This is a genomic window from Micrococcus luteus NCTC 2665, from assembly GCF_000023205.1.
GTDB classification, from domain to species: domain Bacteria; phylum Actinomycetota; class Actinomycetes; order Actinomycetales; family Micrococcaceae; genus Micrococcus; species Micrococcus luteus.
This window is the reverse complement of the sequence record NC_012803.1, coordinates 2292621-2306831: the sequence shown is the minus strand read 5'-3', so window position 1 is coordinate 2306831 and position 14211 is coordinate 2292621. Positions and strand designations below refer to the sequence as shown.

15 protein-coding genes are annotated in these 14211 nt (G+C 73.2%); 10 read left to right on the top strand and 5 right to left on the bottom strand.

Annotated features, from left to right (window positions below; translation table 11 throughout):
- Positions 1 to 58 precede the first annotated feature (58 nt).
- Together MLUT_RS22220 and MLUT_RS22215 are read left to right on the top strand one after the other, a co-directional pair.
- The gene (locus tag MLUT_RS22220; RefSeq protein ID WP_010079963.1) at positions 59 to 640 is read left to right on the top strand and encodes a hypothetical protein; all 582 of its coding nucleotides are present in this window, start codon (positions 59 to 61) and stop codon (positions 638 to 640) included.
- A gap of 190 nt (positions 641 to 830) precedes the next feature.
- On the top strand, positions 831 to 1232 hold the full coding sequence (locus MLUT_RS22215; protein WP_010079964.1) for a hypothetical protein: 402 nt from the start codon (positions 831 to 833) through the stop codon (positions 1230 to 1232).
- Between the two features lie 10 nt (positions 1233 to 1242).
- Here MLUT_RS22215 and MLUT_RS22210 read toward each other — a convergent pair whose 3' ends face one another.
- The gene (locus MLUT_RS22210; RefSeq protein WP_010079965.1) at positions 1243 to 2229 is read right to left on the bottom strand and encodes an L-lactate dehydrogenase; all 987 of its coding nucleotides are present in this window, start codon (positions 2227 to 2229) and stop codon (positions 1243 to 1245) included.
- 129 nt (positions 2230 to 2358) lie between these two features.
- Here MLUT_RS22210 and MLUT_RS22205 point away from each other — a divergent pair, with 129 nt between their 5' ends.
- Complete coding sequence (locus tag MLUT_RS22205) at positions 2359 to 3366, top strand: IS481 family transposase (protein ID WP_012751116.1); 1008 nt, start codon at positions 2359 to 2361, stop codon at positions 3364 to 3366.
- An 82-nt stretch (positions 3367 to 3448) separates the two neighbouring features.
- Here MLUT_RS22205 and MLUT_RS22200 read toward each other — a convergent pair whose 3' ends face one another.
- A complete protein-coding gene (locus MLUT_RS22200; protein WP_010079967.1) occupies positions 3449 to 4237 on the bottom strand; it encodes a CGNR zinc finger domain-containing protein in 789 nt (262 codons plus the stop codon).
- A 167-nt stretch (positions 4238 to 4404) separates the two neighbouring features.
- Here MLUT_RS22200 and MLUT_RS22195 point away from each other — a divergent pair, with 167 nt between their 5' ends.
- Complete coding sequence (locus tag MLUT_RS22195; protein ID WP_012751115.1) at positions 4405 to 6060, top strand: thiamine pyrophosphate-dependent enzyme; 1656 nt, start codon at positions 4405 to 4407, stop codon at positions 6058 to 6060.
- A gap of 37 nt (positions 6061 to 6097) precedes the next feature.
- On the opposite strand, the gene MLUT_RS22190 is transcribed toward MLUT_RS22195, so the two are convergent.
- The gene (locus MLUT_RS22190) at positions 6098 to 6658 is read right to left on the bottom strand and encodes a GNAT family N-acetyltransferase (RefSeq protein ID WP_010079969.1); all 561 of its coding nucleotides are present in this window, start codon (positions 6656 to 6658) and stop codon (positions 6098 to 6100) included.
- Between the two features lie 302 nt (positions 6659 to 6960).
- Between MLUT_RS22190 and MLUT_RS22185 the strand changes: the two genes are divergently transcribed.
- The 4 genes from MLUT_RS22185 to adhP all read left to right on the top strand — a co-directional run bounded on the left by MLUT_RS22185 (position 6961) and on the right by adhP (position 11594).
- Positions 6961 to 7398: a DUF779 domain-containing protein gene (locus tag MLUT_RS22185; RefSeq protein WP_010079970.1), complete on the top strand. Its 438-nt coding sequence runs from the start codon at positions 6961 to 6963 to the stop codon at positions 7396 to 7398.
- Positions 7395 to 8864: a helix-turn-helix domain-containing protein gene (locus MLUT_RS22180; RefSeq protein WP_010079971.1), complete on the top strand. Its 1470-nt coding sequence runs from the start codon at positions 7395 to 7397 to the stop codon at positions 8862 to 8864. The genes MLUT_RS22185 and MLUT_RS22180 overlap by 4 nt, the downstream gene beginning before the upstream one ends.
- Positions 8865 to 8986: 122 nt before the next feature.
- Complete coding sequence (exaC, locus tag MLUT_RS22175; RefSeq protein WP_012751114.1) at positions 8987 to 10510, top strand: acetaldehyde dehydrogenase ExaC; 1524 nt, start codon at positions 8987 to 8989, stop codon at positions 10508 to 10510.
- 52 nt (positions 10511 to 10562) lie between these two features.
- On the top strand, positions 10563 to 11594 hold the full coding sequence (gene adhP, locus MLUT_RS22170) for an alcohol dehydrogenase AdhP (protein ID WP_010079974.1): 1032 nt from the start codon (positions 10563 to 10565) through the stop codon (positions 11592 to 11594).
- 154 nt (positions 11595 to 11748) lie between these two features.
- Here adhP and MLUT_RS22165 read toward each other — a convergent pair whose 3' ends face one another.
- On the bottom strand, positions 11749 to 12651 hold the full coding sequence (locus MLUT_RS22165) for an alpha/beta hydrolase family protein (RefSeq protein WP_010079975.1): 903 nt from the start codon (positions 12649 to 12651) through the stop codon (positions 11749 to 11751).
- 48 nt (positions 12652 to 12699) lie between these two features.
- On the opposite strand from MLUT_RS22165, the gene MLUT_RS22160 reads away from it, so the two are divergent.
- Both MLUT_RS22160 and MLUT_RS22155 read left to right on the top strand, forming a co-directional pair.
- Positions 12700 to 13140, top strand: a complete 441-nt coding sequence (locus tag MLUT_RS22160; protein ID WP_010079976.1) for a hotdog fold thioesterase — start codon at positions 12700 to 12702, stop codon at positions 13138 to 13140.
- Positions 13137 to 13454 carry a putative quinol monooxygenase gene (locus MLUT_RS22155; RefSeq protein WP_010079977.1) on the top strand — a complete coding sequence of 106 codons (318 nt, stop codon included), beginning with the start codon at positions 13137 to 13139 and terminating at the stop codon, positions 13452 to 13454. Before MLUT_RS22160 ends, MLUT_RS22155 begins: the two co-directional genes overlap by 4 nt.
- Positions 13455 to 13598: 144 nt before the next feature.
- Here MLUT_RS22155 and MLUT_RS22150 read toward each other — a convergent pair whose 3' ends face one another.
- Positions 13599 to 14153 carry an SRPBCC family protein gene (locus tag MLUT_RS22150; RefSeq protein WP_010079978.1) on the bottom strand — a complete coding sequence of 185 codons (555 nt, stop codon included), beginning with the start codon at positions 14151 to 14153 and terminating at the stop codon, positions 13599 to 13601.
- Between the last annotated feature and the right edge of the window lie 58 nt (positions 14154 to 14211).

Here is a 14211-nt window from a genome sequence, read left to right as displayed (position 1 = left end):
GCGTCCGGGCGGTGACGCGCGGGCCGGGCCGCGGCCGCACGGCTCCTAGACTGGGGCGGTGGCTACCGTGCAGACCCCCCTCGAGATCTCGTCCGTGGTGTTCAAGCCGATCCTGATCCGCGCCGTGGTGGCGCTGGCGTTCGGCCTGACCACCGTGTTCGTCGCCGAGCCGGGCCTGACGTGGATGAAGGTCATGTTCGCGCTGTACCTGGCGTTCTCCGGCTCGGCGATGTGGGAGTACCTGCGCCGCGACCCGGTGCCCGTGGCCATGCGCTCTCCGCTGTCCCTGGCGGCGGCCGCGTGGATGCTCGGCGTGATCGTGCTGCTGTTCCTGGGGTCCCCGGCCGCGGTGGGCGTGGCGGCCGGCGCCGCCCTCGTGCTCGGCGGCGTCGCCGAGCTCGTGGCGTGGGCCCGCCACCGCCGCGAGTTCATCCCCGCGCGGGACCAGCTGTGGACCGGGCTCGTGGGCCTGCTCTCCGGGGGCGGGGTGGTCGTGGCGGCCCTGCAGGGCTTCGGCCCGCACGCCCTGCTCGGCATCGCCGGCGGCGGGGCGATCCTGATCGGGGTGCTCCTGATGGTCTCCGGGCTCGGCTTCCACCACGAGGTGCGCCGCGACCGCGGCACGGCCAGGGGCCTCTGAACCGGGTCGACGTCGCCGTCCTGACCCGCGGGGCGGACGTTCGCCGGGGGAGGACCTCGGGGCCTCGAGGGGCCACCCGCCGACCGGACGCGTAGACTGGCTCCGGTCCGCCGCGCCCCGAGGGCCTCAGCCCCGGGCGCCTGCGCGGGCCGTGCCGCCCCAGCCGCCCCCAGCCGTCAGGAGTCCCGCCGTGAGCGCACCGTCCCCCCGCCCGTCCGCCGATCGCGCCGGATCCGGCCGCCCGGCACGCGGCGGTCTGCGCACCACGGTCAAGGGCCCGCTGGTCTTCTCCGCTGTGCTCGGCGTGATCGGCGGGGTGATCGCCGGCATCACGGCCTCCGGCGGCACGCAGAACCCGCTGCGCATCGACATCGCGCTGATCGCCTTCGGCGTCTTCTTCATGACCTCGCTCGTGGTGGTGGCCATGCTGCAGCTCGCCGCGCGCGAGAACCCGGACCACCTCTCCCAGGGCTCCGGCGTGAACCGGTCCTCCGAGGAGATGTTCCGCAAGGCCGCCGCCGACCGCCGCGCCCAGGCCGCCCGGGAGCGCCGCGAGCAGGGCGGCACCGGAGGCGACGCCCCCCGCGCCTGAGGCCGGCGCCTCAGAACCCGAGGCTGCGTGCCTCCCGCCGCAGCGCGTCCGCCGAGGCGTGCAGCGCCCGCATCTCCGCGTCGTCCAGCTCGGGCTGGATCACGCGGGTGACGCCGTCGCGCCCCACCACGGACGGCATGGACAGGGCGACGTCCGAGAGCCCGTGGACGCCGTCGAGCACGGTGGAGACCGGCAGAATGGCGTGCTGGTCGCGCAGGATCGCCTCGAGCAGGCGGGTCGTGGCCACGCCGACCGCGTAGGTGGTGGCGCCCTTGCCCTGGATCACCTCGTACTCGGCGTGCACCACGGTGTCCGCCACCTCGTCCAGGTCGGCGCGGGTGAACAGCGGGTCGGCCGGCGTCGGCCACTCCAGGATGGGCGTCGGGCCGATGCGCGCCGAGCTCCACGCGGGGAACTCCGTGTCCCCGTGCTCGCCGAGGATGGCCGCGTGCACCGACGACGCGTGGACCTGCGCCCGCGACGCCAGCAGCCACCGCAGGCGGGACGTGTCCAGGAGGGTGCCCGAGCCGATCACCCGGCCGGCAGGCAGACCGGTGAGGCGCTGGGCCACCAGCGTGAGGACGTCCACGGGATTGGTGACGAGCACGACCAGCGCGTCCGGCGCGTGCGCCTGCACCTGGGGCAGCAGACCGCGCAGGATCTCCACGTTGTGCGCGCCGAGGTCGAGGCGGGTCTGCCCCGGCCTCTGCTTGGCGCCGGCCGTGATCACCACGACCTCGCAGCCGGCCAGGACGTCCGGGTCCGCGCCGCCGGTCATCGCGGACGCAGAGGTGAACGGGGTGCCGTGGGCCAGGTCGAGGACCTCGGCGCGGACCTTGGGCTCGTCGATGTCGTAGAGGGCGACCTCGCGGGCGACGCCGCGGATCAGCGTCGCGTAGCAGATCGCCGTGCCGACGCCGCCGGCCCCCACGACGCCGACCTTGCGGTGGGCGGGTCCGAGGGACGCGGGGGAGTGGACGGGGGTGTGCTCGCTCATGCCTCGCAGGCTAGGTGTTGTGGGGCATGAGGTTCTTGGCACGAGGGCCGGGCTGAGATGAGACGAGTGGGCCTCTCCCGCAGGATGGAAGTTCCTACACCACCCACCTGCCCGAAAAGAGACCCACTCATGACTCACGCTAATGCACCCCTGACTCCCACCGGCCGTCTCAGGATGGTCCAACGCCACCTGAACGACGGGATCCCACAAGCGCACGTGGCCGCCGAGTTCCGCGTCAGCCGCCCCACGGTGGCCACCTGGGTGGCCCGCTACCGCGCCCAGGGAGAAGCCGGTCTTCAGGACCTGCCCAGCCGGCCGCACCGTTCACCTGCCCAGCTCGATCCGGTCCTGGTCGCCCAGATCCACGCCCTGCGGCGGGAGCGCAAGTGGTCGGCCCGCCGGATCCATCACCACCTCGTCTCTGAAGGCCACCGGGTGTGCCTCCGAACGGTGGGCAGGTGGCTGCACCGGCTGGGCATCTCCCGGTTGCCAGACCTCGCGCCCACGGGTGAGGACCTGCGCCAACGACCGCAGAAGATCACCGCGAGAGGGCCGGGGCACATGGTGCACCTGGACGTGAAGAAGATCGGGAAGATCCCTGACGGGGGCGGCTGGCGTGCTCACGGACGGGACTCCGAGAACGCGCGAGCAGCCAAGCGCGGGCCTGGCCGGCGGGTCGGGTACACCTACCTGCACTCGGCGATCGACGGGTTCACCCGCCTGGCGTACACCGAGGCGTTGGAGGATGAGAAAGCGGTGACCACGATCGGGTTCTTCTGCCGGGCGAGGGCGTTCTTCGCCGCCCACGGCATCACCGTGGACCGGGTGGTCACGGACAACGGGAACAACTATCGGGCCGCGGAGTTCACCGCCAAGGTGGTCTCGCTCGGGGGCCGGCACCACCGGATCCGCCCATACACGCCCCGCCATAACGGGAAGGTCGAACGCTACAACCGGCTGATGGTCGATGAGGTCCTCTACGCCCGCCCGTATACCTCAGAGACAGCTCGGCGTGAGGCGTTGGCAGTGTGGGTGAACCACTACAACTACCATCGGCCTCATACCTCCTGCGGAGACGCTCCTCCGGCCTCACTGGCCCCGGCCCGAGTCAACAACGTCATGACCTCCTACAGCTAGGGGTGTCCGGCCGGCCGACGGAACCAGAGGCGGCCCCGTCCCCCGATGTTCAGCGCCGGACCACCTGGCGGGCCGGGCCGGGTCAGTCCTTCTTCTTGTCCGACTTCTTCTTGCCGGACTTCTTCTCGGCCTTCTTGCGGGCCTTCTTCTCCGCCTTCTTCTCCGCCTTCTTGCGCTCCTTCTTCTCCTTCTCGGTCTCCTGGCGGGGCTCGTCGCCCCCGGCGGCCTCGGAGTCCACGACGGCCTCCGGCGCCTCCGCCTCCTCCGGCCCGGCCGGCCCGGCCGGATCCGTCGCGGGTGCGGCCTCCGCCGCCTCGGCCAGGCGTGCCCGGTAGGAGCGCACGTGGGTGCGGTTGGCGCAGTTGGCCTCGTCGCAGAAGCGCTTGGACCGGTTCCGGCTGGCGTCCACGAGCGCGTTCTCGCAGTCCTCGCCCTCGCACACGCGCAGGCGGGTCAGCTCGCCGTCCATCGCGGTCTCCGCCAGCGCGAGGGCGGCCATCGCGGCCAGCCGCTCGACCGCGTCGGCGGGGACCTGTGCCGGGGCCAGCCCGACGACGTCGCCCCCGGCCGTCAGCCGCAGCGGCCCGGCCGCGGCGAGGAGGGCGTTCACGCGCTCCACGGCGGCCGCCTCGTCCACGGCGGCGAGGGCCCAGACCTCGGCCAGACGGCCGCGGAGCTCGCGGCCGCGCACGGCCGCGGCGGCGGCCAGGCGGAGGCGGACCTCGTCCTCCTGGAGTTCAGGGACGAGGGAGGGCAGCTGCGTGGCGGCGGTGAACCGCTCGTCCGCCGGCTGACCGCCCCGCAGGCCGGGGGCGGTGTTCAGGAACGCGGCCAGGGAGGCGAGGCGGGTGAGCGTCGGCGCGGAGAGCATGGGGAAATCGTACGGCGGGCCCGCCCTCCCGTCACCGGCTTCACGCCGCGTATCGGGTCGCCTCCGGCGCCGCCCCGTCCAGTACCCTGACCCCCACGGACCCCGTCTGCGCGGCGGGGTGCACCCACGGGGCCGGAGGGGCCCCCGAACCAGCACAGGAGACCTCCATGTCCCAGACCTCCCAGGCGACCGGTCGCCTCTCCGCCGGGCACGTCATCGTCAAGACCCTCGAGTCCCACGGCGTGAAGCGCGTCTACTCCGTGCCGGGCGAGTCCTACCTGGACGTCCTGGACGGCCTGCACGACTCGGGCATCGAGAACGTGGTGTGCCGCCACGAGGGCGGCGCCACGTACATGGCCGAGGCCGACGGCAAGATGAACGTGGTCCCTGGCGTCGCCATGGTGACGCGCGGCCCGGGCGCCGCGAACGCCCACGTCGGCCTGCACACCGCGTGGCAGGACTCGACGGCGCTCGTCCTGTTCGTCGGCCTGATCCCGTTCGAGCACCGCGACCGCGAGGCCTTCCAGGAGTTCGACCCGCACGCCTGGTTCGGCACCGGTGCGAAGCGCGTGATGGTCCTGGACCACCCGGAGCGCGCCTCCGAGATCGTGGCCGAGGCCATGTTCGCCGCGAGCTCGGGCCGGCCCGGGCCCGTCGTCGTCGGCCTGCCGGAGGACGTGATCCGTGAGGAGATCGATGCGCACCTGCACCCGCAGATCCCCGTGGCCCCAGGCGGCATGACCGTGGAGGACTGGAAGTCCCTGCACGCCGCGCTCAAGGAGTCCCGCAAGCCGCTGTTCATCACCGGTGGCAACGACTGGACGGACGAGGGTGCGCAGACCCTGACGACGTGGCTGGAGGAGCACAAGATCCCCGCCGCCGCCGAGTGGCGCACCGAGGGCACCGTGCCGTTCTCCTCGCCGTCCTACGTGGGCCCGATCGGCTACGGCCGCCCGAAGCCGACCTACGACATGCTCGAGGAGACCGACCTCATCGTGTTCGTCGGCACCGTGCCGGGCGACGTCGTGACCAACGGCTTCACCATCCGCCAGAACTGGGACAAGAAGAACTTCCTGGTCACCATCGACCCGTCCCTGCGCGGCCGCTCCGGCCCCGTGTCCCACCAGATCGTGGCCAAGCCGGACGTGTTCATCCGCGACCTCGTCCGCATGGAGCTCGAGGTCAAGCCGGAGTGGGAGGAGTGGACCTCCCGCATGCGCGGCGAGCAGGAGAAGTTCGCGGCCCTGCCCCCGGCCGAGCCGTCCGAGGGTCGGGCGAAGATGGCCACCCTCATGGCCAACCTGGTGCCGAAGCTGCCGAAGGACTCGATGATCTCCCTCGGCGCGGGCGAGCACACCAACTGGGCGCACCGCTACTTCCCGACCGAGGGCTACCGCGCCATGATCTCGGCCCGCAACGGCTCCATGGGCTACTCGGTGCCGGGCGCCGTGGCCGCGTCCCTGAACTTCCCGGACCGCACCGTGGTGACCATCGCCGGCGACGGCGAGTTCCTCATGAACGGCCAGGAGCTGGCGACCGCCGCGCAGTACGGCGCCACGCCCCTCGTGATCGTCATGGACAACCAGGAGTACGGCACCATCCGCACCCATCAGGAGCGCGAGTACCCCGAGCGCGTCTCCGGCACCCAGCTGAAGAACCCCGACTTCGCCGCCATGGCCCAGGCGTTCGGCGGCTTCGGGGTGCGCGTGGAGCGGGACACGGACGTGCCGGCGGCCGTGGACGCGGCGCTCAAGGCCGTCCAGGAGGAGGGCCGATTCGCGCTCATCCACCTGATCGTGGAGCAGCGCGTCAAGGCCTACTGAGGCCGGCGGCGCGGCGCGATCCGCGCCGCCCCTCCGGTCAGGCCGCCGTCGTGGGGACGTCGAAGCGCAGCTTGGGGACGGGGAGGGGCGCACCGTCGAGGCCCGCCTCGACCCGGTCCCGCAGCACGCCCCCGCACGCACGGATCGTGGCCACGGAGGCGGTGTTCGTCTCGTCGCACGTGAGCAGGGCGGCGGACACCCCGCGCGCGGCCAGCAGCGTCAGCGCGCCCCGCAGCAGGCGCACGGCGTGCCCCCGCCGCCGGAACGCGGGGCGCACCGCGTAGCCCACGTGCCCGTTGACGTGCCGCAGCGCCTCGTTCAGCTCCCACCGCACGGACACCCGGCCCACCAGCTCGCCGTTCTCGTCCACGCCCACGTAGAAGGACGCGGGCACCCGGCCGGGTTCGACGTCGCCGCGCGCCTCGGCGGCGAACGCGCGGCGGATCGCGGGGAAGGAGCGGGTGCCGGCCATCAGGAAGTCGAACCCCTCCCGATGCAGTTCGGCGTCCGCCTCGCGCGCCGCGATCTCGTCCGCGGCGCGCAGCGGGCGCAGCAGGAGGCCGTCCACGGTGACGGTGGGGCTGGGGTCCGGGAGCATGTGCCGAGTGTACGAGGGTGGATGCCGGGCGTGGCCGCGTGAGCCGCCCGCCGCCCCAGCCCTCCTCCCCTCCCCACCCCCTGCGCCGTGAGCCAGACATTTCGGTCGTGATCAGCCCCTGATTGCAGCCGAAACGTCTGGCTCGCGGCGAAGCACCTGGCCCTGCGCGCGGCCCTGCGCGCGACCCAGCCCCCCGGTGCACCCTCCGGGGCGCTCCCATGACGCCAGGTGGGGTGACGTGGATCACGTTGCAGGCTAGGGTGGGGGGGGGACCGACGATCGCCCATCCCCAGGAGGCCGCGATGACCGTGCCGTCCTCGTCGGCGGAGCATGCGCCCGCGCTCGAGGCTCGCCCCGAGATGCCGGGCGAGACCCTGTCCCGCGTCGCCATGACGTCCGCGGCGCTCGAGCTGATCCGCCGACTCCTCCCGATCCATGGCCCGCTCATGTTCCACCAGTCCGGCGGTTGCTGCGACGGGTCCGCGCCCATGTGCTATCCCGCCGGCGACTTCACGACCGGCGCCGCCGACGTCCTGCTGGGCACCTTCGCGCTGCCGGCCGAGGGGGACCAGGCCGCCGTGGAGATCCCGTTCTGGATGTCCGCCGCCCAGTTCGAGTACTGGAAGCACACCCACCTCACCCTGGACGTGGTGGACGGGCGCGGCTCCGGCTTCTCCGTCGAGGCGCCCGAGGGCAAGCGGTTCCTGATCCGTTCGCGGTTGATGGCCGGCTCAGGATGAGCTCGACCCTCGCCACCGGCGCCTACCGACGCGCCGTGGACCGGGCCCACGAGTCCCTCGACTCGGTCCGCCTGTCGCTCGCGCCGTCGTCGTCCACCGCTCCGACCGGCGCGGACCAGGGCCTGCGCGCCGCCCTCCAGGGGCTGCGGCGGGAGATCCGCGAGTCCTGGCTGCGCTCCCTCGGCGCCCTCACCCCCGCGGGGTCGGCCCTCGACGCCGGGGCGTCCGCGACCGCGGCCGCGGTGCCCGGTCAGACCGACCCGGCCACCCTCTCCGACGACGACCTCGCCGCCGCCCGCCGAGACCAGCGCCTCGCCGTGGCCCTGCCGGTGGTCCGACGCATGCTCATCCACCCCGCGGCCGAGGCCGGGATGCTCGCCGCGATCGGCAACGCGCGCGGCCACCTGCTGTGGGTCGAGGGCGACCGGACCGCGGTGCGCCACGCCGAGACCATGGGCTTCGTGGCCGGCGCCGACTGGTCCGAGGCGTCCATGGGCACCTCCGCCCCCGGCATCGTCCTCGCGACCGGCGCCCCCACGCAGGTCAGCCGCGGCGAGCACCTGAGCCCGCGCGTGCACCCGTGGAGCTGTTCGGCCGTCCCGCTCACGGACCCGGCCACCGGGCGGCTCGTCGGGGTCCTGGACCTCACGGGCGGGGAGGACGCCGTCAGCCACCTCGCCCTGCCGCTGCTCCAGGCCACCGTGGACGCCGTGCACGCCGCCTGGCGGGACCTGCCCGCCCCGTCCCGGGGCCGTTCCCGCGGCACCGTCCCGACGCCGGGCCCCTCGGCTCCGCCGTCCGCCTCGCCGGGGCCGAGCCCCGCCGGCGCGCCGCACCGCCACGACGAGGCCGCGGGCCTGCTGCGCGTCACCGGCCACCTGCCGCCCACGCTGGACGGGGTCGAGCTCACCGGCCGGCACGCCGAGATCCTCACCCTCCTCGCGTGGCACGGCCCGGGCCTGACCGGCGCCGAGCTCGAGGTCGCGCTGTATCCCGAGGAGATGGCCGGGCCCCGGTCCGCGCCGGGCGACGCCCCCGCCCGCGCCATCTCGCTGCGCGCCGAGGTGCATCGACTCCGCCGGGCGCTGCGGGACGTGGGGGCGCCGGTGGAGCTGCTGTCCCGGCCGTACCGGCTCGTGGGGGAGGTGCACGCGGACCTGCTGTGCGCGCGGGAGGCGCTGCGCGCCGGGGATCTGGACCGTGCGCTGCACGCGGCGGTTGGGCCGGTGCTGCCGCGGTCGGCGTCCCCCGGTGTCGCCTCGATCCGCGCGGAGCTGGGGGAGGCGCTGCGCGAGGCCGTCGCCCAGGACGCGGATGTCGAACAGCTCTGGGCCTACCTGGGCCGCCCCGAGGCCCGCGACGACGTCGAGCTCTGGGGCGCCGCCCTGCGTCTGCTGCCGACGGACTCGCCGCGGCGCGCGCTCGCCGTGTCCACGCTCGAGCGGATCGAGCGGGACCTGGCCTGACCCGGCCCGCCCCTCACCCCCGCCCGGCTGCAACCTTCGTGCAACCTCCTTGTGACTAGGGTCACAGCCACGGCAGGGCGCCACCCGGCGCCGAGGCAACCGCAGGCAAAGGAGCCAGCACTATGACCGTCTACGCATTCCCGGGCACCGAGGGAGCCAAGGTCGAGTTCAAGTCCCGCTACGAGCACTTCATCGGCGGAGAGTGGACACCCCCGGTCAAGGGCCAGTACTTCGAGAACGTCACGCCCGTGACGGGCAAGGTGTTCTGCGAGGTCGCCCGCGGCACGGCCGAGGACATCGACGCCGCCCTCGACGCCGCCTGGAAGGCCGCCCCGGCCTGGGGCGCCACCTCGCCGGCCGAGCGGGCGCTCGTGCTGCACCGCATCGCGGACCGCATGGAGGAGAACCTCGAGATGCTGGCGGTCGCGGAGACGTGGGACAACGGCAAGGCCGTCCGGGAGACCCTCAACGCGGACGTCCCGCTGGCCATCGACCACTTCCGGTACTTCGCCGGCGCGATCCGAGCGCAGGAGGGCCGCCTGTCCCAGCTGGATGAGGACACCGTCGCCTACCACTTCCACGAGCCGCTCGGCGTGGTCGGCCAGATCATCCCGTGGAACTTCCCGCTGCTGATGGGGGTGTGGAAGCTGGCGCCCGCGCTGGCCGCGGGCAACGCCGTCGTGATCAAGCCCGCGGAGCAGACCCCGGCCTCGATCATGGTGTTCATCGAGCTGATCGCGGACCTGTTGCCGGCCGGCGTCGTCAACGTGGTCAACGGCTTCGGCCTCGAGGCCGGCAAGCCGCTCGCGCAGTCGCCGCGCATCCGCAAGATCGCGTTCACGGGCGAGACGACGACGGGCCGGCTGATCATGCAGTACGCCTCGGAGAACATCATCCCGGTGACCCTGGAGCTGGGCGGCAAGTCGCCCAACGTCTTCTTCGAGGACGTCATGGCGGCCGACGACGCCTACTGGGACAAGGCGCAGGAGGGCTTCACCCTGTTCGCGCTGAACCAGGGCGAGGTCTGCACGTGCCCGTCGCGTGCGCTCGTGCAGGAGTCGATCGCGGAGAAGTTCCTCGACGCCGTCGTGGAGCGGACCTCGCGCATCGTCACCGGCAACCCCCTCGACACGGACGTGATGATGGGCGCCCAGGTCTCCAACGACCAGCTCGAGAAGATCATGTCCTACCTGGACATCGGCCGTCAGGAGGGCGCCGAGGTGCTGATCGGCGGCGCCCGCGCCGAGATGGAGGGGGAGCTGGCCGGCGGCTACTACGTGCAGCCCACGATCTTCCGTGGGGACAACTCGATGCGCATCTTCCAGGAGGAGATCTTCGGGCCGGTGGTCTCGACGACCACGTTCACCGACTTCGACGACGCCATGCGGATCGCCAACGACACGCTCTACGGGCTCGGCGCCGGCGTGTGGTCCCGGAACGGCAACACCGCCTACCGCGCGGGCCGGGCGATCCAGGCCGGCCGCGTGTGGGTGAACAACTACCACGCCTACCCGGCCCACGCCGCGTTCGGTGGGTACAAGTCCTCCGGCATCGGCCGTGAGAACCACCTGATGATGCTCGACCACTACCAGCAGACCAAGAACCTGCTCGTCTCCTACTCCGAGGACAAGCTCGGGTTCTTCTGAGCCGACTCCGGCACTGCACGCCCCCTCCCCACTCCACGAAAGGTGATCCCCCATGACCACGATGAAGGCAGCCGTCGTCACCCAGTTCGGCACAGAGGCCGACGTCAAGGAGGTCGAGCGTCCGACGCCCGGCCAGCACGAAGCGCTCGTGAAGCTCATCTCCTCGGGCGTCTGTCACACGGACCTGCACGCGATGGAGGGCGACTGGCCGGTGAAGCCGACCCCGCCGTTCATCCCGGGCCACGAGGGCGTGGGCATCGTCGAGGAGGTCGGACCCGACGTCGAGAACCTCAAGGTCGGGGACATGGTCGGCAACGCGTGGCTGTGGCGAGCGTGCGGCCACTGCCAGTACTGCCGCACCGGGTGGGAGACGCTGTGCGAGGAGCAGGTCAACGGCGGCTACTCCGTGGACGGCTCGTTCGGTGAGTACATGCTCGTGGACGCCCGCTACGCGCCCGTGATCCCCGAGGGCGCGGACCCGATGGAGGTCGGCCCGATCCTGTGCGCCGGCGTCACGGTGTACAAGGGGCTGAAGCAGACCGAGGTGCGGCCCGGGCAGTGGGTCGTGATCTCCGGCATCGGCGGCCTGGGGCACATCGCGGTGCAGTACGCCGTGGCGATGGGCATGCGCGTGGTGGCCGTGGACGTCGCGGACGACAAGCTGGCGCTCGCCTCCCGGCACGGCGCGGAGCTGACCGTGAACGCGAACGTCGCGGACCCCTCCGTGGAGATCCAGGAGAAGATCGGCGGCGCCCACGGCGTGCTCGTCACGGCCGTGCACCCGCAGGCGTTCGGCCAGGCCATCGCGATGACCCGCCGCGGCGGCACGATCGTGTTCAACGGCCTGCCCCCGGGCGACTTCCCCGCGCCGATCTTCGACATCGTCCTCAAGGGCCTGACCATCCGCGGTTCGATCGTGGGCACCCGGCAGGACATGGTCGAGGCACTCGAGTTCTACGCGGCCGGGAAGATCCACCCGACGTTCCACACCCGTCCGCTCACCGAGATCAACGACGTGTTCGACGAGATGCGCCACGGCAAGATCGAGGGCCGCGTCGTGATCGACTACGCGATGCAGGACTGACGTGTCGCCTGGGCGTCGGCTGGGCGCGGGGTAGTATCGACACATCACGCGCACCAGTGCGACGGCGGTCGTCCCACCCGGAGATCCGGGCCGGGGCGGCCGCCGTCGTCGTCGCGGGGACGGGGCGGGCCGCAGCGCGCCCGACGCCCGAGCCTCAGCGGGCCGCGTCCGGGGCGACCCCGTCGCGCAGCCACTCCAGCGTGGCCGGCCAGAAGGTCGGCGCGGACCGCGCGTGGAACAGTCCGAAGTGCCCGATCTCCGCGACACCGAGCTCCTCCGGCCGCACCCGCCAGCGCACCGTCCGCCGACCCGGCGAGTAGGCGTCCGCGCGGTCGAGGGCGGCGTCGGTGCCGAAGTCATCGTCCACGGGCGCCACGATCAGCGCGTCCGCCGTGAACGCGGCCAGACGACGGCGCAGCTCGTCCCGGCCGGCGGTGGTGCGGGCGCTCGCGGTGAAGTCGCGGCGACTGCGCGCCCAGTCCAGGGCGACCCCGCGCGGCAGGTCCTCGAGCCAGCCGAGCCGCCGCCCCGGGAAGTGCCCGCGGGCCAGCGTGATCGCCGGCATCGCCGCGTGCCAGCGCGCCCACATCCGCGCCCTCCCCGGCCGCGCCCGGTAGTCCCGCCAGTAGGCGTGCTGCCCGCCGACGGCCACGTGCCGGGCCACGTGACGCGCCTCGTCCGCGAGCCCGACGCCGAACCCGCCGAAGCTGTGGCCCACCGTCAGGAGGGGGCCGGGCAGGCGCGTCCGGGCCCAGCCGAGCACGGCGTCCGCGTCGAGGGCGCCCCAGTCCGCCCACCGCGCCCGCCGCGCCACGGCGAACGGCTCACGGGACTCCCCGACACCCCGGTAGTCGAACGTGACCGCGTGGAACCCGTGGCTGGCCAGGAACTCGGCGTAGCGCCGGTAGTACGTGGCCTTCACCCCGGTCGCCGAGGCGATCACCACGGTGCCGGCAGGCGAGGCCGGGGGCGTCGTCATGGGGGCCAAGTGGCGGGCCGCGAGCACGAAGCCGTCGCGGGCGCGGAGGCGCACGAGGGTGGAGGTGGTCTGCGTCACGCCGCCACCCTAGGCGCGGAGCGGCGCGACGTGCGACACAATGGGCCCATGACTGAGACTCCCCAGAGCTCGTCCGGCCAGAGCCGGGACGAGATCCTCGCCCGCCTCGAGGAGATCTACGCGAACGACCCCGCGGTGCGCGAGCACGGCGTCACCCTCGGCGAGGTGGCCGAGGGGCGCGTGGTGCTGCACCGCGAGGTCACCGCGGACATGGTGAACTCGCACGAGATCTGCCACGGCGGCTTCCTGTTCCACCTTGCGGACTCGGCGCTGGCGTACTGCGTGGCGACCTTCGGTGCCGCGCCCGTCACCCGGCGCGCCGAGATCACCTACGTGGCGCCCGCCAGGCTCGGCGCGCACCTCGTGGCGACCGCCCGCCAGTCGGTGGAGTTCGGTCGCGACCGCATGATCGAGGTCGGCATCGAGGCGGACGGCCAGCTCGTCGCCTGGTTCACCGGCCACTCCACGAGCCCGCGGGTGCACGCATGAGCGTCGGGCAGGACGCGACGACGGCCGGGCCGGTCGTCGAGTCGGTGGAGCTGCACGTGGCCGCGGGGGCGGAGGCGGCGTTCGAGGCCGCCGTCGCCGAGGCCGAGCCGCTGTTCCGGGACGGGGGCGCGACGTCCTTCGCGCTGTCCCGGCAGGTGGAGGACCCGGCGCGCTACCGGCTGCTGATCGGCTGGCGCACGCTCGAGGACCACACCGTGGCCTTCCGCGAGTCCGACTCGTTCCTCGCGTGGCGTGCGCTCGTCACCCCGCACCTGGCGCAGCTGCCGGCCGCGACCCACTGGTCCGCCGTCTGACCCCCGCACCCCCCGCTTTCGTTCGGGAAACGGCGGTCCCCAGCGCGTTTTCGTTCGAGAAACGGCGTGAGGGCCGCCGTTTCCCGAACGAAAGTGCCCGACACGCCGCCGTTTCCCGAACGAAAGTGCGGAGACGCGGTCGGTTCAGAGGTGGCGGCCCGCCAGCCGCGTGAGGCTCGACTGGATGCCCCGCCCGTTGTCCGCCGGCACCCGCAGCAGCTCGTACGCGCGGCGCACGGCCGGCCGGGCCCACGAGTAGTCGAAGGTCTCGGTGACCTCGGTGGTGCCGTCCCCGTTGTCTCGGAACGCCCAGCGCCACCGATGTCCGCCCGGGTGGGCCCACTCCACGAGCTCGTCCTCGTCCACGGCGGTGGCGGTCAGCGGCATCGTGTACGGCACCCCGTACTTCCGCATGGCCACGCGGAACCGGTCGCCCACGGCCAGCCGGTGCGGCCCGCTCACCTTCGGCCGCACGGTCCCGGACCCGTCCGCCTCGTGATGGCGGTGCGGGTCCGCGAGCATCGCCCACAGCTCGTGCGCCGGCGCGGCCACGGTGACCCGGTAGGACACCTGGTGCTCGCCGGTCTCCACGCGCTCGGGCCACGCCGCCTGCGGGGCGGCCTGCGGCAGCCCGGACGACGACGGCGCGGCGGGCTCGGTCTCGGGGGCGGCGGACGAGGGGGTCGGCTCGGTGCTCATGCCGCCCAGTCTAGGAACCGCCGCGGACACCGGAAGCGGAGGCGACGGCACCCCTCGG